The 20,700-nt window shown below is 56.9% G+C and carries 20 protein-coding genes; 15 read left to right on the top strand and 5 right to left on the bottom strand.

Annotated features, from left to right (window positions below; all coding sequences use genetic code 11):
* Positions 1 to 72 precede the first annotated feature (72 nt).
* The 13 genes from tar to DBR02_RS00040 all read left to right on the top strand — a co-directional run bounded on the left by tar (position 73) and on the right by DBR02_RS00040 (position 14,152).
* The gene (tar, locus tag DBR02_RS00100) at positions 73 to 1,740 is read left to right on the top strand and encodes a methyl-accepting chemotaxis protein II (protein WP_107533275.1); all 1,668 of its coding nucleotides are present in this window, start codon (positions 73 to 75) and stop codon (positions 1,738 to 1,740) included.
* A gap of 44 nt (positions 1,741 to 1,784) precedes the next feature.
* A complete protein-coding gene (tap, locus tag DBR02_RS00095) occupies positions 1,785 to 3,386 on the top strand; it encodes a methyl-accepting chemotaxis protein IV (RefSeq protein WP_107533274.1) in 1,602 nt (533 codons plus the stop codon).
* 19 nt (positions 3,387 to 3,405) lie between these two features.
* Complete coding sequence (cheR, locus tag DBR02_RS00090) at positions 3,406 to 4,272, top strand: protein-glutamate O-methyltransferase CheR (protein WP_107533273.1); 867 nt, start codon at positions 3,406 to 3,408, stop codon at positions 4,270 to 4,272.
* The gene (locus DBR02_RS00085) at positions 4,269 to 5,318 is read left to right on the top strand and encodes a protein-glutamate methylesterase/protein-glutamine glutaminase (protein ID WP_003859716.1); all 1,050 of its coding nucleotides are present in this window, start codon (positions 4,269 to 4,271) and stop codon (positions 5,316 to 5,318) included. The genes cheR and DBR02_RS00085 overlap by 4 nt, the downstream gene beginning before the upstream one ends.
* A gap of 17 nt (positions 5,319 to 5,335) precedes the next feature.
* Complete coding sequence (gene cheY / locus DBR02_RS00080) at positions 5,336 to 5,725, top strand: chemotaxis response regulator CheY (protein ID WP_000763862.1); 390 nt, start codon at positions 5,336 to 5,338, stop codon at positions 5,723 to 5,725.
* Positions 5,726 to 5,735: 10 nt separating this feature from the next.
* On the top strand, positions 5,736 to 6,380 hold the full coding sequence (gene cheZ, locus DBR02_RS00075) for a protein phosphatase CheZ (protein ID WP_063450128.1): 645 nt from the start codon (positions 5,736 to 5,738) through the stop codon (positions 6,378 to 6,380).
* Between the two features lie 150 nt (positions 6,381 to 6,530).
* Positions 6,531 to 7,679: a flagellar biosynthesis protein FlhB gene (flhB, locus tag DBR02_RS00070; protein ID WP_064910429.1), complete on the top strand. Its 1,149-nt coding sequence runs from the start codon at positions 6,531 to 6,533 to the stop codon at positions 7,677 to 7,679.
* Entirely contained in the window at positions 7,672 to 9,750 is a 2,079-nt protein-coding gene (gene flhA / locus DBR02_RS00065; RefSeq protein WP_063450124.1) for a flagellar biosynthesis protein FlhA, read from the top strand. The genes flhB and flhA overlap by 8 nt, the downstream gene beginning before the upstream one ends.
* Positions 9,750 to 10,142, top strand: coding sequence for a flagellar protein FlhE (gene flhE, locus DBR02_RS00060; protein WP_107533272.1), 393 nt, complete (start codon positions 9,750 to 9,752; stop codon positions 10,140 to 10,142). Before flhA ends, flhE begins: the two co-directional genes overlap by 1 nt.
* Before the next feature lie 261 nt (positions 10,143 to 10,403).
* Entirely contained in the window at positions 10,404 to 11,987 is a 1,584-nt protein-coding gene (locus DBR02_RS00055) for an MFS transporter (protein ID WP_063868457.1), read from the top strand.
* A 4-nt stretch (positions 11,988 to 11,991) separates the two neighbouring features.
* Complete coding sequence (gene bglB / locus DBR02_RS00050) at positions 11,992 to 13,131, top strand: beta-galactosidase BglB (RefSeq protein WP_063868555.1); 1,140 nt, start codon at positions 11,992 to 11,994, stop codon at positions 13,129 to 13,131.
* Between the two features lie 244 nt (positions 13,132 to 13,375).
* Positions 13,376 to 13,666: a hypothetical protein gene (locus tag DBR02_RS00045; protein ID WP_028013637.1), complete on the top strand. Its 291-nt coding sequence runs from the start codon at positions 13,376 to 13,378 to the stop codon at positions 13,664 to 13,666.
* Positions 13,667 to 13,711: 45 nt separating this feature from the next.
* Entirely contained in the window at positions 13,712 to 14,152 is a 441-nt protein-coding gene (locus DBR02_RS00040) for a DUF3421 domain-containing protein (protein ID WP_107533271.1), read from the top strand.
* A gap of 45 nt (positions 14,153 to 14,197) precedes the next feature.
* Here DBR02_RS00040 and argS read toward each other — a convergent pair whose 3' ends face one another.
* Positions 14,198 to 15,931, bottom strand: a complete 1,734-nt coding sequence (gene argS / locus DBR02_RS00035) for an arginine--tRNA ligase (RefSeq protein ID WP_107533270.1) — start codon at positions 15,929 to 15,931, stop codon at positions 14,198 to 14,200.
* 237 nt (positions 15,932 to 16,168) lie between these two features.
* On the opposite strand from argS, the gene DBR02_RS00030 reads away from it, so the two are divergent.
* Together DBR02_RS00030 and cutC are read left to right on the top strand one after the other, a co-directional pair.
* Positions 16,169 to 16,729, top strand: coding sequence for a VOC family protein (locus tag DBR02_RS00030; RefSeq protein WP_107533269.1), 561 nt, complete (start codon positions 16,169 to 16,171; stop codon positions 16,727 to 16,729).
* Between the two features lie 69 nt (positions 16,730 to 16,798).
* Complete coding sequence (gene cutC / locus DBR02_RS00025) at positions 16,799 to 17,542, top strand: copper homeostasis protein CutC (RefSeq protein ID WP_107533268.1); 744 nt, start codon at positions 16,799 to 16,801, stop codon at positions 17,540 to 17,542.
* Positions 17,543 to 17,717: 175 nt separating this feature from the next.
* On the opposite strand, the gene cmoB is transcribed toward cutC, so the two are convergent.
* Genes cmoB through DBR02_RS00005 form a run of 4 tightly spaced genes read right to left on the bottom strand, consistent with a single transcriptional unit; the run spans position 17,718 to position 20,690 of the window.
* Entirely contained in the window at positions 17,718 to 18,689 is a 972-nt protein-coding gene (gene cmoB / locus DBR02_RS00020; RefSeq protein WP_107533267.1) for a tRNA 5-methoxyuridine(34)/uridine 5-oxyacetic acid(34) synthase CmoB, read from the bottom strand.
* The gene (gene cmoA / locus DBR02_RS00015; protein WP_063868461.1) at positions 18,686 to 19,429 is read right to left on the bottom strand and encodes a carboxy-S-adenosyl-L-methionine synthase CmoA; all 744 of its coding nucleotides are present in this window, start codon (positions 19,427 to 19,429) and stop codon (positions 18,686 to 18,688) included. Before cmoA ends, cmoB begins: the two co-directional genes overlap by 4 nt.
* A gap of 40 nt (positions 19,430 to 19,469) precedes the next feature.
* Positions 19,470 to 19,865: an MAPEG family protein gene (locus DBR02_RS00010; RefSeq protein WP_063450115.1), complete on the bottom strand. Its 396-nt coding sequence runs from the start codon at positions 19,863 to 19,865 to the stop codon at positions 19,470 to 19,472.
* 51 nt (positions 19,866 to 19,916) lie between these two features.
* Positions 19,917 to 20,690 (bottom strand): DUF72 domain-containing protein, encoded by a 774-nt coding sequence (locus DBR02_RS00005; RefSeq protein WP_107535605.1) that lies wholly within the window; start codon positions 20,688 to 20,690, stop codon positions 19,917 to 19,919.
* Positions 20,691 to 20,700 lie beyond the last annotated feature (10 nt).

Here is a 20,700-nt window from a genome sequence, read left to right as displayed (position 1 = left end):
CCCTTTCGCAAATGTAAAGTTCCCGTGGCCCGTGCCGATAACACCGTTAATCAATCGATGAGAAGGTGTTGTATGTTGAACCGTATCCGCGTTGTCACAATGCTAATGATGGTGCTGGTCATTTTCGCACTTCTTCAGCTTATTTCTGGCGGCCTCTTTTTCTCGTCTTTAAAACAGAACCAGGACAGCTTCGCGGCCTCGAACGATTTGCGGATGCAGCAAAGTGAACTGACCACGACCTGGGATCTGATGTTGCAGACGCGTATCAACCTGAGCCGCTCGTCCGCCCGCATGATGATGGACCCGAACAACCAGCAGAGCAGCGCCAAAACGGAACTGCTGAAGAACGCGCGCGCCACGCTGGCAGACGCGGCGAAACACTATGACGCCTTCAAAAAAATCGCCCCTCAGCCCGCAATGGCGCAGGCGAGCGCGAATATAGATGAAAAATATCAGGCCTACTTTGCCGGCCTGACGGAGCTGGTGCAGTTCCTGGAGAAGGGCAATATGGATGCCTATTTCGCCCAGCCGACCCAGGGCATGCAGAACGCCCTCGGCGCGGCGCTCGGCGAGTACGCCAAAGCCAGCGGCGAGCTTTATCACTCGGCGTTTACGCAAAGCCAGAGCGACTACCGTTTTGCAAAATGGCAGATGGCGGTTCTTGCCCTCGCGCTGGTCATCGTGCTGATGGCCGTCTGGTACGGCATTCGCCATATCCTGCTGAACCCGCTGGGCCGCGTCATTGCGCATATCCGTGACATTGGCCGGGGCGATCTCACTAAAACGCTGACCGTTTCTGGCCGCAACGAGATCACCGAGCTGGCGACCAGCGTCGACCACATGCAGCGTTCGCTGATTGATACCGTCGCCAACGTGCGTGAGGGGGCGGATGCCATCTACACCGGCACGAGTGAAATCGCGATGGGTAACAACGATCTCTCGTCCCGTACCGAACAGCAGGCGTCTGCCCTGGAAGAGACTGCTGCCAGCATGGAGCAGCTCACCGCAACCGTGAAGCAGAACGCCGACAACGCCCGCCAGGCGTCTCAGCTTGCAGAAAGCGCGTCCGATACCGCCCAGCGCGGCGGTCGCGTGGTCGACGGCGTGGTGAAAACCATGCACGACATTGCCGACAGTTCGAAGAAAATCGCCGACATCATCAGCGTTATCGACGGCATCGCCTTCCAGACCAACATTTTGGCGCTGAACGCGGCCGTTGAAGCGGCGCGAGCGGGCGAGCAGGGACGAGGATTTGCCGTGGTCGCCGGCGAAGTGCGCAACCTTGCCAGCCGCAGTGCCAACGCGGCGAAAGAGATCAAAGCCCTGATTGAAGACTCTGTTTCACGCGTGGATACCGGCTCGGTGCTGGTAGAAAGCGCGGGTGAAACCATGAATGACATCGTGAATGCCGTGACGCGCGTGACGGACATCATGGGTGAAATCGCCTCTGCATCGGACGAGCAGAGTCGTGGTATTGACCAGGTCGCCCTGGCGGTATCGGAAATGGATCGTGTGACGCAGCAAAACGCCGCCCTGGTGCAGGAGTCCGCTGCGGCGGCCGCTGCGCTGGAGGACCAGGCGAGCCGCCTGAAAATGGCCGTCTCGGCGTTCCGTCTTACTTCAAAAACAACAAATACGGTCAGCTCGCGGCAGGTGTACGGCGAAGCAGCCCCGGCGCCCGTGACAGCACGTACGCGCGCAGCGGTGACCGGACAAGATGAAAACTGGGAAACATTTTGACTGACAATTAAACCGCGGCTGCTTGCCGCTTGATGGGAGCGTGGATGTTAAATCGTATTCGTATCTCGACCACACTGTTTTTGATTCTGATCCTGTGTGGGGTTTTGCAGGTTGGCAGTAACGGGTTGTCTTTCTGGGCGTTTCGCGATGGCTATCAGAATTTGCAGGAAGTTGAGACGAGTAATCAGCAGCGCTCCGCACTGGCACAAACGCGTGCCGTGCTGTTGCAGGCAAGCACTGCGCTGAACAAAGCAGGGACCTTAACCGCGCTGAGCTATCCGCCGGATGATATTAATACGCTGATGGTCGTGGCCCGCAGCAGCCTGAAGCAGGCCGACGCGCAGTTTAAGGCGTTTGCGGCGCAGGAGGCGGTGAGTGAGAAAGAGAAAGCGCTGAAGGTCGCCATGAAGAAGAACTTTGATGCGTGGTACGGCGATCTCGAGCATCAGGCGACGTGGCTGGAGAACAACCAGCTTTCTGACTTCCTGACCGCGCCGGTACAGGCATCTCAGGCGGCGTTCGACGGCAGCTTTAACGCGTGGCAGCAGGATATTAACCAGTTTGTGGCGCGTGCCGGCGCGGACAGCCATACCAGCTACCGCATGTCAGGGATGATTTTTCTGACCATGGTGATCCTGGCGGCCCTGCTGACCGGCGGCTCGCTGTGGTGGTCGCGCAAAACGATCGTGCAGCCGCTGGCCATCATCAGCAGCCACTTCGACAGTATCGCAAAAGGCGATCTGGCGCGTCCGGTTGCCGTGTATGGCAAGAATGAAATATCGGCGATTTTTGCCAGCCTGAAGGCGATGCAGGGATCGCTGCGGGAAACGGTAAGCAACGTTCGTCAGGGCAGTTACGCCATGCACACCGGGATCTCAGAGATTGCGGCGGGCAATAACGATCTGTCGTCCCGCACCGAACAGCAGGCGGCATCGCTGGCGCAGACGGCGGCCAGTATGGAGCAACTGACCGCGACGGTAAGCCAGAACGCCGATAACGCGCGTCAGGCGTCCGACTTGTCCAGGCAGGCGGCGATGACGGCGAAACGTGGGGGTGACCAGGCCTCGCACGTCGCCAGCACGATGCAGGAGATTGCCGCCAGTTCGCAGAAAATTGGCGACATTATTAGCGTCATCGACGGTATCGCGTTCCAGACCAATATTCTGGCGCTGAACGCTGCGGTGGAAGCGGCGCGTGCCGGGGAGCAGGGACGCGGGTTTGCGGTGGTTGCCGGTGAAGTCCGTAACCTTGCCAGCCGCAGCGCCAACGCGGCGAAAGAGATCAAAGGGCTGATTGAAGAATCGGTCTCCCGCGTCCAGCAGGGATCCGCGCTGGTGGATACCGCCGCGCAGACCATGCACGAGATTGTCACCTCCGTGACGCGGGTGAACGACATTATGGGCGAGATTGCCTCGGCGTCGGATGAACAGCGTCGCGGCATTGAGCAGGTGGCGCAGGCCGTTACGCAGATGGATCAGGTTACGCAGCAGAACGCCTCGCTGGTGGAAGAGGCGGCGTCGGCTGCCGATCAGCTGGCGAACCAGGCGGATCACCTTACCGGATTAGTCGCCGTATTTAATGTGAAAGAGCACGTTGAAGCAGTAACAGAAGTCGGACGGTCACAGGCCGTGCCCGTTGTATCCTGAATGTGATTAAGAAGGCGCTATGACATCACCCATGCCCTCAGGGCAAACGTCATTATTGTTGCAGATGACACAGCGCCTCGCGCTGTCCGACGCGCATTTTCGTCGGATATGTCAGTTAATCTACCAGCGTGCGGGGATCGTGCTTGCTGACCATAAGCGAGACATGGTCTACAACCGGCTGGTGCGGCGCCTGCGCACGCTGGGGCTGGACGATTTTGGCCGCTATCTGAGCATGCTCGAAGCGAACCAGAACAGCGCCGAATGGCAGGCATTTATCAACTCATTAACCACCAACCTGACCGCGTTTTTCCGCGAGGCGCATCACTTCCCGATGCTGGCGGAACACGCCCGTCGCCGTAGCGGAGAGTATCGCGTCTGGAGCGCGGCGGCCTCCACCGGTGAGGAGCCGTACTCGCTGGCCATCACCCTGGCGGACACCCTGGGCATGGCGCCGGGTCGCTGGAAAGTGTACGCCAGCGACATCGACACCGAAGTGCTGGAAAAAGCCCGCAACGGCGTTTATCGCCAGGATGAGCTGAAAACGCTGTCGCCTCAGCAGCTACAGCGTTACTTCATGCGCGGAACTGGCCCGCACGAAGGACTGGTGCGCGTACGCCAGGAGCTGGCGAACTGCGTGGAATTTGCCCCCGTTAATTTACTGGACAAGCAGTACAACGTGCCGGGGCCATTCGACGCCATTTTTTGCCGTAACGTGATGATCTATTTTGATAAAACGACGCAACAGGACATTCTGCGTCGCTTTGTTCCGTTGCTCAAGTCTGACGGTTTACTGTTTGCCGGGCACTCGGAAAACTTTAGCAACCTCGTGCGTGAGTTTAGCCTGCGTGGGCAAACGGTATATGCGCTGAGTAAGGAAAAAGCATGAGTAAAATCAGGGTATTGTCTGTCGATGATTCGGCGCTGATGCGCCAGATTATGACCGAAATCATCAATAGCCACAGCGATATGGAGATGGTGGCGACAGCGCCCGATCCGCTGGTCGCGCGGGATTTAATCAAAAAATATAACCCCGACGTGCTGACGCTCGATGTCGAAATGCCGCGCATGGATGGCATCGATTTTCTGGAAAAATTAATGCGCCTGCGACCGATGCCGGTGGTGATGGTCTCCTCCCTGACCGGGAAAGGCTCGGAGATTACCCTGCGCGCGCTGGAGCTGGGGGCGGTGGATTTTGTCACCAAGCCGCAGCTCGGCATTCGCGAGGGGATGCTGGCGTACAGCGAGATGATCGCCGAGAAGATCCGCACCGCATCCCGGGCGAAGCTCGCCGCGCACAAGCCGACGGCGGCCCCGGCAACGCTGAAGGCGGGGCCATTACTCAGCTCGGAAAAACTGCTGGTGATTGGCGCGTCAACCGGAGGAACAGAGGCAATTCGCCATGTACTCCAGCCATTGCCGCTCTCAAGCCCGGGTATCCTGATTACGCAACATATGCCGCCAGGCTTCACCCGCTCGTTCGCGGAGCGCCTGAATAAGCTGTGCCAGATTAGTGTGAAAGAGGCGGAAGACGGCGAGCGCGTGCTGCCGGGACACGCGTATATCGCTCCGGGTGACAAACACATGGAGCTGGCGCGCAGCGGGGCGAACTATCAAATCAAAATTCATGACGGGCCGCCGGTTAACCGGCACCGTCCGTCGGTGGATGTGCTGTTTCATTCGGTGGCGAAACATGCGGGGCGCAACGCCGTAGGGGTGATCCTGACGGGGATGGGCAACGACGGCGCCGCCGGAATGCTTGCGATGCACCAGGCTGGCGCCTGGACCATCGCGCAGAATGAAGCAAGTTGTGTGGTGTTCGGCATGCCGCGCGAGGCCATCAATATGGGTGGCGTGAGCGAAGTGGTCGATCTTAGCCAGGTAAGCCAGCAGATGCTGGCGAAAATCAGTGCCGGACAGGCAATACGTATTTGACTCAGGAGTATTATTTTATGGCGGATAAAGAGCTTAAGTTTTTGGTTGTGGATGACTTTTCCACCATGCGTCGCATTGTGCGCAACCTGCTGAAAGAGTTGGGATTCAACAATGTTGAAGAAGCAGAAGACGGTGTGGATGCGCTGAACAAACTCCAGGCTGGCGGGTTTGGCTTTGTGATTTCCGACTGGAACATGCCAAACATGGACGGTCTCGAACTGCTGAAAACCATTCGCGCGGATGCGGGCATGGCCTCTCTGCCGGTGCTGATGGTGACCGCAGAAGCGAAAAAAGAGAACATTATTGCTGCCGCACAGGCGGGCGCAAGCGGCTACGTGGTGAAGCCTTTCACCGCGGCGACTCTGGAAGAGAAGCTCGGCAAGATCTTCGAGAAACTCGGCATGTGAGGTGGTGGTGATGATGCAACCTGCTATGAAACCCGTTGAAGAACATTCGCCGAGCGACATTATTGCCCGCATTGGTAGCCTGACGCGCATGCTGCGCGACAGCCTGCGTGAACTGGGGCTGGACCAGGCGATCGCCGAAGCGGCGGAAGCCATCCCTGACGCCCGTGACCGTCTGGACTATGTGGTCCAGATGACCGCGCAGGCAGCCGAGCGCGCGCTGAACAGCGTTGAAGCTTCGCAGCCGCACCAGGACGCGATGGAGAAGGGCGCAAAAGCCCTGACCCAACGCTGGGACGCGTGGTTTGAAAACCCAATCGAGCTGGCCGACGCGCGCGAGCTGGTCACCGATACCCGCCAGTTCCTGGGGGACGTGCCGGGACACACCAGCTTCACTAACGCCCAGCTGCTCGACATTATGATGGCGCAGGATTTCCAGGATCTTACCGGCCAGGTGATCAAGCGCATGATGGATGTGATTCAGGAGATTGAGCGTCAGTTGCTGATGGTGCTGCTGGAGAACATTCCGGAACCGGCTGCCCGTCCGAAACGCGAGAACGAAAGCCTGCTCAATGGGCCACAGCTCGACGCCAGCAAGGCGGGCGTGGTGGCAAGCCAGGATCAGGTGGACGATCTGCTGGACAGCCTCGGCTTCTGATTATGTGCTCTGCCTCAGGTCGTTAACGCGGCCTGAGGCATCCTGAGACAAAAACCGCGAAAAGAGCCCGAATAAACGGGCTTTTCCCGCCATTGGATTTTCTCTGCGCTGGCATGATACCCGTGAATTAATGGGCTGCGAGCAGGCACAGTGGCAGAAGAGAACGACGACAAAACAGAAGCCCCCACACCCCACCGACTTGAAAAAGCCCGTGAGGATGGGCAGATCCCCCGATCCAGAGAGCTGACGTCCCTGCTGATCCTGGTGGTCGGCGTGTGTATCATCTGGTGGGGCGGGGAGATGCTCGCCCGCAGACTGGCGGGTATGCTCTCTGCTGGCTTACGTTTCGATCACAGCATGGTCAATGACCCCAATCTGATCCTCATTCAAATCATCAATCTTGTGAAAAGCGCGATGATCGCCTTGCTGCCGCTGATCGTGGGCGTGGTCATCGTGGCGCTTGTATCGCCGGTCATGCTCGGTGGCCTGGTGTTCAGCGGTAAATCGCTGCAACCGAAATTCTCTAAGCTCAACCCGCTGCCCGGTATTGCAAAAATGTTCTCCGCGCAAACGGGCGCTGAGTTGCTCAAAGCCATTCTGAAATCGCTTCTTATGGGCGGGACAGCCGGTTTTTTTCTGTGGCACTACTGGCCGGAAATGATGCGCCTGATCAGCGAATCCCCCATGACGGCGATGAAAAATGCCCTGAATCTGGTCGGACTATGCTCGCTGCTGGTGGTGCTCAGCATTATTCCGATGGTGGCGTTCGACGTTATCTTCCAGATCTTTTCCCATATCAAGAAGCTGCGAATGTCGCGTCAGGACATCCGCGATGAATATAAACAGATGGAAGGCGACCCGCACGTCAAGGGCCGTATCCGGCAGATGCAGCGTGCTGCCGCGCGTCGTCGCATGATGGAAGATGTGCCGAAAGCCGATGTGATCGTCACTAACCCGACCCACTACTCCGTCGCGCTACAGTACGACGAAAACAAAATGAGCGCGCCGAAAGTGGTGGCGAAAGGGGCCGGGCTGATTGCGCTGCGCATTCGTGAAATCGCCACGGAAAACCGCGTGCCGATCCTTGAAGCACCGCCGCTGGCCCGTGCGCTGTACCGCCACGCGGAAATTGGACAACAGATCCCGGGCCAGCTCTATGCCGCTGTCGCAGAGGTGCTGGCCTGGGTGTGGCAACTGAAACGCTGGCGTTTAGCAGGCGGTCAACGACCTGTAAAACCTGAGAACCTTCCGGTGCCTGAAGCACTGGATTTTTTGAACGAGAAGGACACTGATGGCTAATCTGGTGGCAATGTTGCGCCTGCCCGGCAACCTGAAAACGACGCAATGGCAGATCCTTGCCGGACCGATTCTGATCCTGCTAATTTTGTCGATGATGGTGCTGCCGTTACCGGCATTTATCCTCGACCTGCTTTTCACCTTCAACATTGCGTTGTCCATCATGGTGCTGCTGGTGGCGATGTTTACCCAGCGCACACTGGAGTTCGCCGCGTTTCCAACGATCCTGCTGTTCACCACGCTGCTGCGCCTCGCGCTGAACGTTGCCTCCACGCGTATCATCCTGATGGAAGGGCACACCGGCGCGGCGGCGGCGGGCAAGGTGGTAGAAGCCTTCGGTCACTTCCTGGTGGGCGGCAACTTCGCCATCGGTATCGTGGTGTTCGTCATTCTGGTGATTATCAACTTTATGGTTATCACTAAAGGTGCAGGGCGTATCGCAGAAGTGGGCGCGCGCTTCGTGCTCGACGGGATGCCGGGCAAGCAGATGGCCATCGACGCCGACCTTAATGCCGGGCTGATCGCGGAAGATGAAGCGAAAAAACGCCGTGCCGAAGTGACCCAGGAGGCCGATTTCTACGGCTCGATGGACGGTGCGAGTAAGTTTGTGCGCGGTGATGCCATCGCGGGCATTCTGATCATGGTGATTAACGTCGTCGGCGGCCTGCTCGTCGGCGTGCTGCAACACGGAATGGACATGGGCCACGCGGCGGAAAGCTATACGCTGCTGACCATCGGTGACGGTCTGGTCGCGCAGATCCCGGCGCTGGTGATCTCCACCGCGGCGGGTGTGATCGTGACTCGCGTCAGCACCGACCAGGACGTTGGCGAGCAGATGGTGGGACAGCTGTTCAGCAACCCGCGCGTTATGCTGCTCTCCGCGGCGGTGCTGGGCTTGCTCGGGCTGGTGCCGGGCATGCCAAACCTGGTGTTCCTGCTGTTTACCGCTGGACTGCTGGGGCTTGCCTGGTGGATGCGTGGCCGTGAAACCCAGCCAGCAGCAGAGCCGGCCCCGGTCAAAATGCCTGAGAACACCCAGGCGGTAGAAGCGACCTGGAACGACGTTCAGCTTGAGGATTCGCTGGGGATGGAGGTGGGCTACCGCCTGATCCCGATGGTGGATTTCCAGCAGGATGGTGAACTGCTGGGCCGTATCCGCAGCATTCGTAAAAAATTCGCCCAGGACATGGGCTTCCTGCCGCCGGTGGTTCATATCCGTGACAACATGGATCTGCCCCCCGCACGCTACCGCATCCTGATGAAAGGGGTGGAAATCGGCAGCGGCGACGCGTACCCCGGCCGCTGGCTGGCGATTAACCCCGGCACCGCCGCAGGCACGCTGCCGGGCGAGCAGACGACCGATCCGGCCTTTGGTCTGGCCGCTATCTGGATCGAAAGCGCGCTGAAAGAGCAGGCGCAGATTCAGGGTTACACGGTCGTTGAGGCCAGTACCGTGGTGGCGACGCACCTTAACCACCTGATTGGTCAGTTCTCTGCGGAGCTGTTCGGGCGTCAGGAGGCGCAGCAGCTGCTCGACCGCGTAACGCAGGAGATGCCGAAGCTGACCGAAGATTTAGTCCCGGGCGTGCTGACCTTAACCACGCTGCATAAAGTGCTGCAAAACCTGCTCGACGAGAAAGTGCCTATCCGCGATATGCGTACCATCCTCGAAACGCTGGCCGAGCATGCGCCGCTGCAAAGCGATCCGCACGAGCTGACGGCGGTAGTGCGCGTGGCGCTCGGACGCGCCATTACCCAGCAGTGGTTCCCGGGAACCGGCGAAGTGCAGGTAATTGGCCTCGACACGCCGCTTGAACGTCTGCTGCTTCAGGCCCTACAGGGCGGTGGCGGACTGGAGCCAGGCCTGGCGGACAGATTACTGGCGCAAACTCAGGAGGCGCTGGCGCGTCAGGAGATGCTGGGCGCGCCGCCGGTGCTGCTGGTGAATCATGCGCTGCGTCCGCTGCTGTCGCGCTTCCTGCGCCGGAGCCTGAACCAGCTGGTGGTACTGTCGAACATGGAGCTGTCCGATAACCGCAATATCCGCATGACGGCGACCATCGGAGGAAAATAATGCGTAAGTGGCTGTGGATCTTACTTTTTCCGCTGGCGGCGCAGGCCGCAGGCGAGGGGGCATGGCAGGCCAGCAGTATCGGCTTAACGCTCAACCATCGTGGGGAGGCGATCTCCTCCCGTCCGCTGTCGGCCTCTGAGCCCGTTTCCGGGCAGATGACGCTGGTGGCCTGGAATTACACATTGACGGGCCCTACGCCGGCCGGGTTACGGGTGCGGCTGTGCTCGCTGACCCGCTGCGCGGAAATCGAGGGGCAAAATGGCACAACCCAGGCCTTAAACGGGGTGTCTGCTCAGGAACCTTTACGCTTTATCTGGGAAGTGCCGGGCGGTGGACGCCTGATCCCGGCGCTTAAAATTCAGCGCAACGAGGTGCTCGTCAACTACCGCTAACTGCCCGCCTTTTCGCCAGTCTTCAGGCATTTCTGAAGGCTGGCTCGCAAAATTGACCTTCCCTTTTGATGCAAAAGAAACGCTGTTTTATAAATCAGTGACACGCGTAACGACACTCTTTGCATTTTTGCCATTTGCCACCCGGTGATGGCAGAAACAGAAAGGTTTCACCAGGTCGATACTTTTACTGTAGCCGTGTAAAAACTCCCGGACGAGGTTTGCTTACAGGGAGTCTCCCAAAACTGATTAGGGTTGACGGCAATGAAAACACGAAAAATTGGACTCGCAAATTATCTTGCTTACGGGTCAGGGGACTTCCTCGGGGCGGGGACTACCGCCCTGACGGCCGCCTGGCTTTTGTATTTTTATACCACCTTCTGTGGACTCACACCGATTGAAGCAACCTTTATCTTTGCCGCCGCAAGGGTGCTGGATGCGGTTGTCAGCCCGTTAATGGGCTTTTTAACCGATAACTTTGGTACCACCTGGCTGGGTAAGCGTTTTGGCCGTCGTAAATTCTTTATTCTGCTCGGTATTCCCTGCGTGTTCAGCTACTCGCTGATGTGGGTAGGGGACATGAGCTTCTGGTACTACCTGCTGACTTATCTGATCTTCGATATCGTCTACACCATGATCCTGGTGCCGTACGAAACGCTGGTGCCGGAAATGACGGACGATTTCAAACAGAAAACCAAATTCTCCGGGGCGCGTATCTCTATGGCGCAGATGTCTGCCATTCTCGCCTCCTTCCTGCCGGGGATCCTGCTCACGCAATTTGGCAAAGACAACGCGATCTCCTTCTTCTATGCCAGCCTGGTCTTCTCCGTGCTGTGCGCCCTGATGCTCACTTTTGTCTGGTTCTTTACCTGGGAACGTCCGCGTGAAGAGTGGTCTGAAGCGGCCCTGCGCGCCGAAGAAGAGAAGAAAAAGCTGACTCTGGGCCAGAGCCTGAACCGACTTTTTGTCGAATTAAGTTCAACGCTGCGTATTAAGATTTTCCGCCAGCACCTGGGCATGTACCTCGGCGGCTATATTGCTCAGGACGTGTTCAACGCCGTCTTCACCTATTACGTGGTGTTTGTGCTGATGCAGGAAGCGTCGATGGCGTCCAACCTGCTGGGCACGATGGCCATCTTCCAGTTCCTCGCCGTGATCGGGATGATCCCGCTGTGCATTCGCTTCGGACCTGCACCGTCCTACCGCATGGTGGTCGTGCTGTTTGGCCTGGCTTCGCTCTCTTACGCGGTGCTTTACTACGCGGGCCTGAGCGACGTATACGCTCTGCTGCTGCTGATCTCTGCAATTGCCGGTCTTGGCCGCGGGGGTATCAACTATGTACCGTGGAATACCTACACCTACATTGCTGACGTGGACGAAGTGATCACCGGTCAGCGTCGCGAAGGGATCTTCGCGGGCATCATGACGTTGACCCGTAAAGCGTCTCAGGCCGGCGCGGTGATGCTGGTGGGTATCGTGATGCAGATGTCCGGCTTTGTCAGCGGTCAGAAAGTACAGCCTGCGGAAGTGAGCCATACCATTCTGATGATCCTGAGCGTGGGCACCATTCTGGTGCTGTTCTGCGGCTTCCTGGTCTCCCTGCGCTTCAGGCTCAATTTACAAACCCACAGCACCCTGCGCGAAGAGACCGCGAAAATGCGCGAGTCCGGCCATGCGATGCCGGAGGCGGCGACCCCGCAGGCGCGCGCCACCGTGGAGATGCTGGCCGGTATGCCGTATGAATCCCTGTGGGGCAACAACAATATCGGTTATCTGAATCGCAATAAGCCCGCGGCCCCTTCGCTGAAGGATCGTGCGGTACTGAATTCGACATACAACAGAGGTTAAGATGATGAAAGTTTGGCCTGTCAAACATAGCCCGCTACTGCGTCAGCCTGAGCGCTTTATCGCCAGGGATGAGCTGAAATCGCTCATTCAGAAGGTGACGCATAACCTGGTCAATATCCACGACAAAACGGGTGAGTTTTTGCTGCGGCTGGACGACGGGCGCGTGATCGACACCAAAGGCTGGGCCGGATGGGAGTGGACGCACGGCGTCGGTTTGTACGGTATCTGGCAGTATTACTGCCAGACCGGTGACGAAGGCATGCGCGAGATTATCGACAGCTGGTTTGCTGACCGTTTCGCAGAAGGCGCAACCACCAAAAACGTGAACACCATGTCGCCGTTCCTGACGCTGGCGTACCGCTACGAAGAGACCAAAAACCCGGCCTGGCTACCGTGGCTGGAAAGCTGGGCAGAGTGGGCGATGAACGAGATGCCGCGCACCGAACATGGGGGCATGCAGCACATCACGCTGGCAGAAGAGAACCATCAGCAGATGTGGGACGACACGCTGATGATGACGGTACTGCCGCTGGCGAAAATCGGCAGGCTGCTGAACAAGCCGGAGTACGTAGAGGAGGCGATCTATCAGTTCCTGCTCCACGTGCAGAACCTGATGGACCGGGAGACGGGGCTGTGGTTCCACGGCTGGAATTACGAAGGTAATCACAACTTTGCCCGGGCCCGCTGGGCGCGCGGCAACAGCTGGCTGACCATCGTGATCCCGGACTTCCTTGAGCTGGTGGATCTGCCGGAAAACAACGCCGTTCGTCGCTATCTGGTGCAGGTGCTGAATGCGCAGATCGCCGCGCTGGCAAAATGTCAGGACGAGAGCGGGTTGTGGCATACGCTGCTTGACGATCCTGATTCTTATCTGGAGGCGTCGGCCACGGCAGGGTTTGCCTACGGTATCCTGAAGGCCGTGCGCAAGCGTTATGTCGGCGCAGAGTACGCTGAGGTGGCGGAGAAAGCGATTCGCGGTATTGTGCAAAATATCTCGCCGGAAGGGGAGCTGCTGCAAACCTCGTTCGGGACGGGAATGGGCAGCGATCTCGATTTTTATCGTCAAATACCGCTGACGTCGATGCCGTATGGCCAGGCAATGGCGATTCTGTGCCTGACGGAGTATTTACGCAAATATTTCTGACGGCTGCTTAATAATTTCATTACTGCAAAGCCCCTCTTAAAAGGGGCTTTTTTTTATAATAACGGTGGGTAAATATAATACGCCATCAATATGATATTCTGCTTATATTTATGACGTGAATAATAGGCTTAAAATAAATTCAGGCTGTTATTAAAGTGTGATTCTCTTCACAAAATGCATGCCGTATTTATCCTATTTTTAATTGCATTAAGATTCTTCCAATACACATTTAAGGAGTGATGCAATGGAAAATGCAATGGGCAGTATTGTTATTAACCCTTCTGTAAATATGCATGCCGATAAAATGTCGGATGAACATCTTCAAATGTTCGAATCGGTTTTCAATGATATCGACGGCGCGGGCTATACCCCGCTACTGTTTGTCGGTAGCCAGCTCGTGGCTGGCCAACTGCATACCTTTATTGCGCTTCGCCGTTTCATGCATGCAAAGGGACAAGAAAAATCACTGGTTAAGGTCATTATTTTTCAAAGCCTGAACAATGAGTTGGCTATTCATTCGATCTCAGAATTCTAATCATTTTATTTACGGATAATTATTTAAATTGAAAAGGAAATCATTATGTGGAAATCAGCGAAAAGAGATGAATTTATTCCGTTGGACGCGCCTGTAGCCGGTTATGAAATTGGGGTGCCAGGTATCAAAGGACCTTCACCGTTGTTTATTATTCGCGCAAAACTGAATAATGGTATTCATCCGGGTAAATGGGTGTTCGGCAATACGGCCTGGGTCCCGTGGGGAGGGAGCGAGCACCTGTGTAATGATTTTGAAATTTACGTGGGCGCGTTAAAATGGGTAGACGTTAAGGGGAAAAATTTCCCACCGAATATGGTTGAGGCGGGGCATGAAGCCAATGGTGCTAAGCTCTACGTTGCACGTGCAAAATTCGATAATGGCCTCTTTGTTGGTAAAGCAGGAAGCCACCTCAGCAGAGGATGCTGCATCGGCTATAACGGCAGAGAGTATGAATTAGATACCTTCCAGGTGCTCGTTCACGACTAACCGCAATCAGTCATAAAAAAACCCGGCGCTTGCCGGGTTTCTTTTTTACATACGTTCTACGGTTTCGATACCCAGGGTCTCCAGACCCAGCTTCAGGGTTTTCGCCGTCAACTGCGCCAGCTTCAGGCGGCTGTTACGCACCGCTTCGCTCTCGGCAGAGAGGATAGGGCAGTGTTCGTAGAAGCCAGAGAACAGACCGGCCAGATCGTACAGGTAAGCACACATAACGTGCGGCGTACCGTCACGGGCGACAACGGAGAGCGTCTCTTCGAACTGAAGCAGGCGCGCGGCCAGCTGTGCTTCCCGGTCTTCAGTAATGGTCACCGGGGCGTTCGCCAGCACGCTTTCGTCGATATTCGCTTTACGGAAGACGGAGAGCACGCGGGTGTAGGCATACTGCATGTAAGGCGCCGTGTTGCCTTCAAATGCCAGCATGTTGTCCCAGTCGAAGATATAGTCGGTGGTACGGTTCTTGGAGAGATCCGCGTATTTCACCGCACCGATACCCACGGCGTTAGCCAGTTTTTCCAGCTCGTCAGCAGGCATATCCGGATTCTTCTCGGCCACCAGGCGACGCGCGCGTTCCAGTGCTTCATCCAGCAGATCGGAAAGCTTCACGGTGCCGCCCGCACGGGTTTTGAACGGCTTACCGTCTTTACCCAGCATCATGCCGAACATGTGGTGTTCCAGCGGCACGCAATCCGGTACGTAGCCCGCTTTACGCACGATCGTCCACGCCTGCATCAGGTGCTGGTGCTGACGGGAGTCGATGTAATACAGCACGCGGTCCGCATGCAGGGTTTCATAGCGGTATTTCGCACAGGCGATATCGGTGGTGGTGTACAGATAGCCGCCATCCTTTTTCTGGATGATGACGCCCATCGGTTCGCCTTCCTTGTTTTTGTACTCATCAAGGAATACCACCGTTGCGCCTTCGCTTTCCACCGCCAGATGTTTGGCTTTCAGGTCCGCCACAATGCCTGGCAGCATCGGGTTATACAGGCTTTCACCCATCACGTCGTCGCGGGTCAGGGTCACGTTCAGACGGTTATAGGTGAGCTGGTTCTGGGACATAGTGATGTCCACCAGCTTGCGCCACATCTCGAGGAAGTACGGGTCGCCGCCCTGGAGTTTCACCACGTAGCTGCGCGCGCGCTCGGCGAAGGCTTCGTCTTCGTCATAGTGTTTTTTGGCTTCACGGTAGAACCCTTCCAGGTCCGCCAGCGCCATTTCGCCCGCATTTTCCTGCTGCTGTTTTTCCAGATACGCGATCAGCATGCCGAACTGAGTGCCCCAGTCGCCTACATGGTTAGCGCGGATCACCTTGTGCCCCAGGAATTCCAGGGTTCGTACGGCGGCATCACCAATGATGGTGGAGCGCAGGTGACCGACGTGCATCTCTTTCGCCACGTTTGGCGCAGAGTAGTCAACCACCACGGTCTGCGGCTCTGGCTGAGACACGCCCAGACGGTCAGACTTCAGCGCCGCGTCAACGTGGCTTGCCAGGAACGCAGGCTCAAGGAAAATGTTGATAAAGCCCGGACCGGCGATTTCGGTTTTGCTGGCGATGCCGGTGAGATCCAGATGCGTCAGTACCTGCTCAGCGAGCTGTCGCGGCGGCATGCCCAGTTTTTTAGCCACTGCCATCACGCCATTAGCCTGATAGTCGCCAAACTGTACTTTTGCTGACTGACGAACCTGTGGTTCGCAATCCGCAGGCGCGCCTGCGGCAATCAGTGCCTGACTGACTTTTTCTGAGAGAAGAGCCTGAATATTCACCTGGATACCTTACATTTTTGATGCGGGTAAAAACGCCCGCGCCAGTTTAAGAATTTAGGGCGGGAGTATACTGCAAATGCCTTCGGGCGTCAGCCCTGCCGGGGCCGAAGATTGTTCAGAATTCAGGCGAAGACGGTGTGCATAAACATGCAGTCGAAAAAACCGTGATTCTGCGGTTGGTCGAATCGGGGCAACAGAGTAAATTAGCGGCTTTGCGACACGAGACGAGACTGACCTATGGCGAACTGGCACACCCTTGACGAACTGCATGATATTTCCGCAGATTTACCGCGCTTCACCCAGGCGTTCACAGAACTTGCCACCCGTCTCGGGCTGGATATCGCGCCGCTTGACGCCGATCACATTGCTTTGCGCTGCCACCAGAACGCCACCGCCGAACGCTGGCGGCGTGGCTTTGAGCAGTGCGGCGAGCTGCTCTCAGAGAATATCATTAACGGCCGCCCGATCTGCCTGTTCAAACTTCACGAGCCGGTAAGCGTCGCCCACTGGCAATTCACCGTTGTTGAACTGCCCTGGCCGGGAGAAAAACGCTATCCGCACGAAGGCTGGGAGCATATCGAAATTGTTCTGCCGGGGGAGTCAGAGACGCTGAACGCGCGTGCGCTGGCGCTGCTCTCTGACGAGGGCTTAAGCCAGCCGGGTATTTTTGTGAAAAGCAGTTCACCAAAAGGGGAGCGCGAACGTTTACCAAACCCTACGCTTGCCGTTACGGACGGGAAAGTGACGGTGAAATTCCATCCCTGGACTATCGAGCAGATCGTCGCCAGCGAAGCGTGAGCGTTGATCCAGACAGGAATCGGGCAATGTGCCACGATGGTGCGTTGAGCGAAATTTAAGGAGAGAGATATGGCGCTGCTGGAAATTTGTTGTTACAGCGTGGAGTGTGCCGTCACTGCGCAACGGCAGGGGGCCGATCGCATCGAGCTTTGCGCGGCACCGAAAGAGGGTGGATTAACCCCGTCCTCTGGCGTGCTGAAATCAGCGCGTGAGGCCATCACCATTCCGGTGCACCCGATTATTCGCCCACGCGGGGGGGATTTTTGTTATACGGCGGATGAGTTTAGCGCCATGCTTGAGGATATTGCCCTCGTCCGTGATTCAGGTTTCCCGGGGCTGGTAACCGGCGTGCTGGATGAAGACGGCAACGTCGATTTTCCGCGCATGCGCCAGGTTATGCGCGTTGCCCAGGGAATGGCGGTCACTTTTCATCGTGCGTTCGATATGTGTAAAGATCCGATGCAAGCCTTTGATACGCTGGCAGAACTGGGCGTGGCGCGCGTTCTGACGTCAGGCCAGCAGTCCTCGGCTGAAAAAGGACTGAAATTAATTACGGAACTAAAAGCACATTCCGGTGTTCCAATAATCATGGCGGGCGCGGGAGTACGCGCCAGCAATCTGGAACTGTTTTTAAACGCAGGGGTGGAAGAGCTGCACAGCTCGGCGGGTAAATGGATACCTTCGCCCATGCGTTATCGCAATACAGGGTTGTCAATGTCGACGGATGCTGAAGCGGATGAGTACTCGCGCTACGGTGTGGATGGAGAGTCGGTTGCGGTAATGAAATCGCTGATTGAACGTCATCACGTGTAGCAACGTACCGATTTTTACCGCGCATCATGTCGCCCAATATGATGCTTGCTTGTACCAGGCCCCTGCAATTTCAACAGGGGCCTTTTTTTGTCCTGTGCCCGGTGGCGCTGCGCTTACCGGGCCTACAAAAGCGAGAGTAGTCCGGGTAAGGCGTAGCCGCCACCCGGCTAAAAGATTACGGCTTGGTTGCAATCAACACCGCACGCATCGGGGCCGGATAACCTTCGATGGTTTTACTGTGATCGTCCGGGTCGAGGAACTGTTCCAGCGATTCGGTGATCATCCAGTCGGTGCGGCGCTGCTCCTCAATCGACGTCACGCACACATCGGCGATGCGCACATCGATAAAGCCACATTTTTCCAGCCAGTTCTTCAGTGCCAGCGCGGAAGGGATGAAGTAAACGTTGCGCATCTGCGCGTAGCGGTCGCCCGGCACCAGAACCGCATGCTCATCGCCTTCGATAACCAGCGTTTCCAGCACCAGCTCGCCGCCGCTGACCAGCTGATCTTTCAGCTGCCACAGATGCTCCAGCGGGGAACGACGATGGTACAGCACGCCCATAGAGAATACGGTATCAAAGGCTTTCAGGGCCGGGAGTTGCTCGATGCCCAGCGGCAGCAGGTGCGCGCGCTGGTCGTTGCCGAGCAGCTTTCGCACGGCTTCAAACTGGCACAGGAACAGCTGCATCGGATCGATACCCACCGCCAGATGCGCGCCCGCGCCGATCATGCGCCACATGTGATAGCCGCTGCCGCAGCCCACGTCCAGAATGGTGCGCCCGGTCAGGTCGGAAAGGTGCGGCAGTACGCGATCCCACTTCCAGTCTGAGCGCCACTCGGTATTGATGTTCACGCCGTACAGCGAGAACGGCCCTTTGCGCCACGGCATCAGGTTACGCATCAGCGTTTCGATACGGTTAATCTGCCCGGTCGGGAGCGGCGCTTCGCTTTCTGCCGTCACGCTGTGCAGTAAATCCAGACGATGAGGCGTCAGTTCAGGCAGAAACTCCACGGCGTTTGACCACTGCTTCAGCAGGCCATGCTGCTGATCGCGCTGCCAGGTGGCAATTTGCGCAGGCAGGGTCTCCAGCCAGTGGGAGAGATGGTTTTTGGCAATCAGCTGATAGAAATTACCGAACTCGATCATGCTGCGTCTCCGGCCTTCAGCGCTACCAGAGAGCCAAAGTTAAAGCACTGGAACCACAGTTCACTGTGTTCGAATCCGGCTTTGTGCAGGCGCGCTTTGTGAGTTTCCACGGAGTCCGTCAGCATCACGTTCTCCAGCATGCTGCGCTTCTGGCTGATCTCCAGCTCGCTGTAGCCGTTAGCACGCTTGAAATCGTGGTGCATGTTAAACAGCAGCTCGCCTACGCTGGCGTCTTCAAAGCTGAATTTCTCGGAAAGCACCAGCGCGCCGCCCGGGTTGAGGCCCTGATAAATTTTATCCAGCAGCCGCTGACGATCGTCCGGCACCAGGAACTGCAAGGTAAAATTCAGTACCACCATCGAGGCGTTCTGGATGTCGATATCGCGGATATCGCCTTCTATTACCTCCACTGGCGTAGGGGCTTTATACGCGTCAATGTGGCGACGGCAGCGTTCAACCATAGCCGGAGAGTTATCGACGGCTACGATCTTGCAGCCTTCCTGATGAACGTTACGGCGGATGGACAACGTTGCCGCACCCAGCGAGCAGCCCAGGTCATAAACCTGCGTGCCGGGTTGAACGAAGCGTTCAGCCAGCATGCCGATCATGGAAATAATATTGGAATAACCTGGAACAGAGCGCTGGATCATATCCGGGAAGACTTCGGCTACCCGTTCATCAAAGGTCCAGTCGCCCAGGCTGGCGATAGGCGCGGAAAAAAGCGTGTCGCGATCTGACATAACGTAAAAATCCGGGAAAAATAAAGGGGCATATTGTGCGCTAACGGAAGGAGAAAACCAACTCCCACGGCATATACCAAAGGTTAGCCAGCACCATCAGCAAAAGCGAGCACCAGGTCGCGCTCATGCCGGAACGACGCCAGCGTATAAGGCGTTGGTGAAAACCGTAATAATGCATTAAGCGTCCGGCAATCAGCAGCAGCCCGCAGACGTGCACCATCCAGGTTTCTGCGCCATCCATTTCCATTAACAGCAGTAAAATTAACGCGACGGGTATGTACTCGACCGCGTTGCCGTGGATGCGGATTGCGCTTTGCAGCTCAGAAAAGCCCCCGTCACCGTAGGAGACGCGGTACTGCATTCTCAGGCGCACAACATCAAATGAAAATTTAATCAGCAGTAATGCACCTAACACCGCATACAGCGCGCTGACCATACTAACTCCCTGTTTTTGGCAGATGGCACGTCTCTATGATAGGGGGTGATGTCAGAAAAGAGAAGATTGTTGTGGGATGGAGGGGGCGGGGCCAACCGACGGAACCGCACGCTGCAAGGCCTGCCAGAGAGCATCGACCAGTTCAGGCGCCTGGGCAATATCCGGCGTATGTAAAAACAGGTACGGAGTGGTGGTCTGCTCCCATTTCGCGAGCGTTTGCAGCCAGACGGCGAACATCGCCTGGTTTTGCTGCATGTTATCGCTGCCGATAAACCGCACCATCGGGTTTTTGGCCGTCACGATCGCGTGGACGGGCACCTTCGGTTTTTTGCGCTGGGCATCAACAATGGCTTCGCTGTGCGGGATTGCGCTGTGCACGGGCCGGCTGTCGAGGATCGCCCGGTTGACAGAGCGATCTAACAGACCGCGATTCAACGCTTTTTCCGCCTCGCCTTTGGCAAAAAATTCCGGATGCCTCACTTCTACGCCGTAGGTAAAGTCATGCGGCAACGCGTCGAGAAACTGCCAGAGAGCAGGCAGGTCGCGCGGGCCAAACGTGGCGGGAAGCTGGAGCCAGTACTGTCCAATCCGGCTGGCCAGAGGCGACATCCGGGTGAAAAACTCGTGGGTTAAATCATCGCAGTTGCGCAGCGCGGCGTTGTGGGAGATGGTTGCCGGGAATTTAAAGCAAAAGCGAAAGTCGTCGGTGGTTTGCTCGCGCCAGCGTTCGACGATCTCCGCGCGGGGCAGGGCGTACAGCGTGGTATTGCCCTCCACGCAGTTAACATGTCGGGCGTTATTAACTAACTTACTGATTTTAATAATGCTCTGGCGC

Origin of the sequence: Enterobacter cloacae complex sp. (assembly GCF_900322725.1) — a bacterium.
GTDB classification, from domain to species: domain Bacteria; phylum Pseudomonadota; class Gammaproteobacteria; order Enterobacterales; family Enterobacteriaceae; genus Enterobacter; species Enterobacter quasihormaechei.
This window is presented reverse-complemented; position numbering and strand designations above follow the sequence as displayed.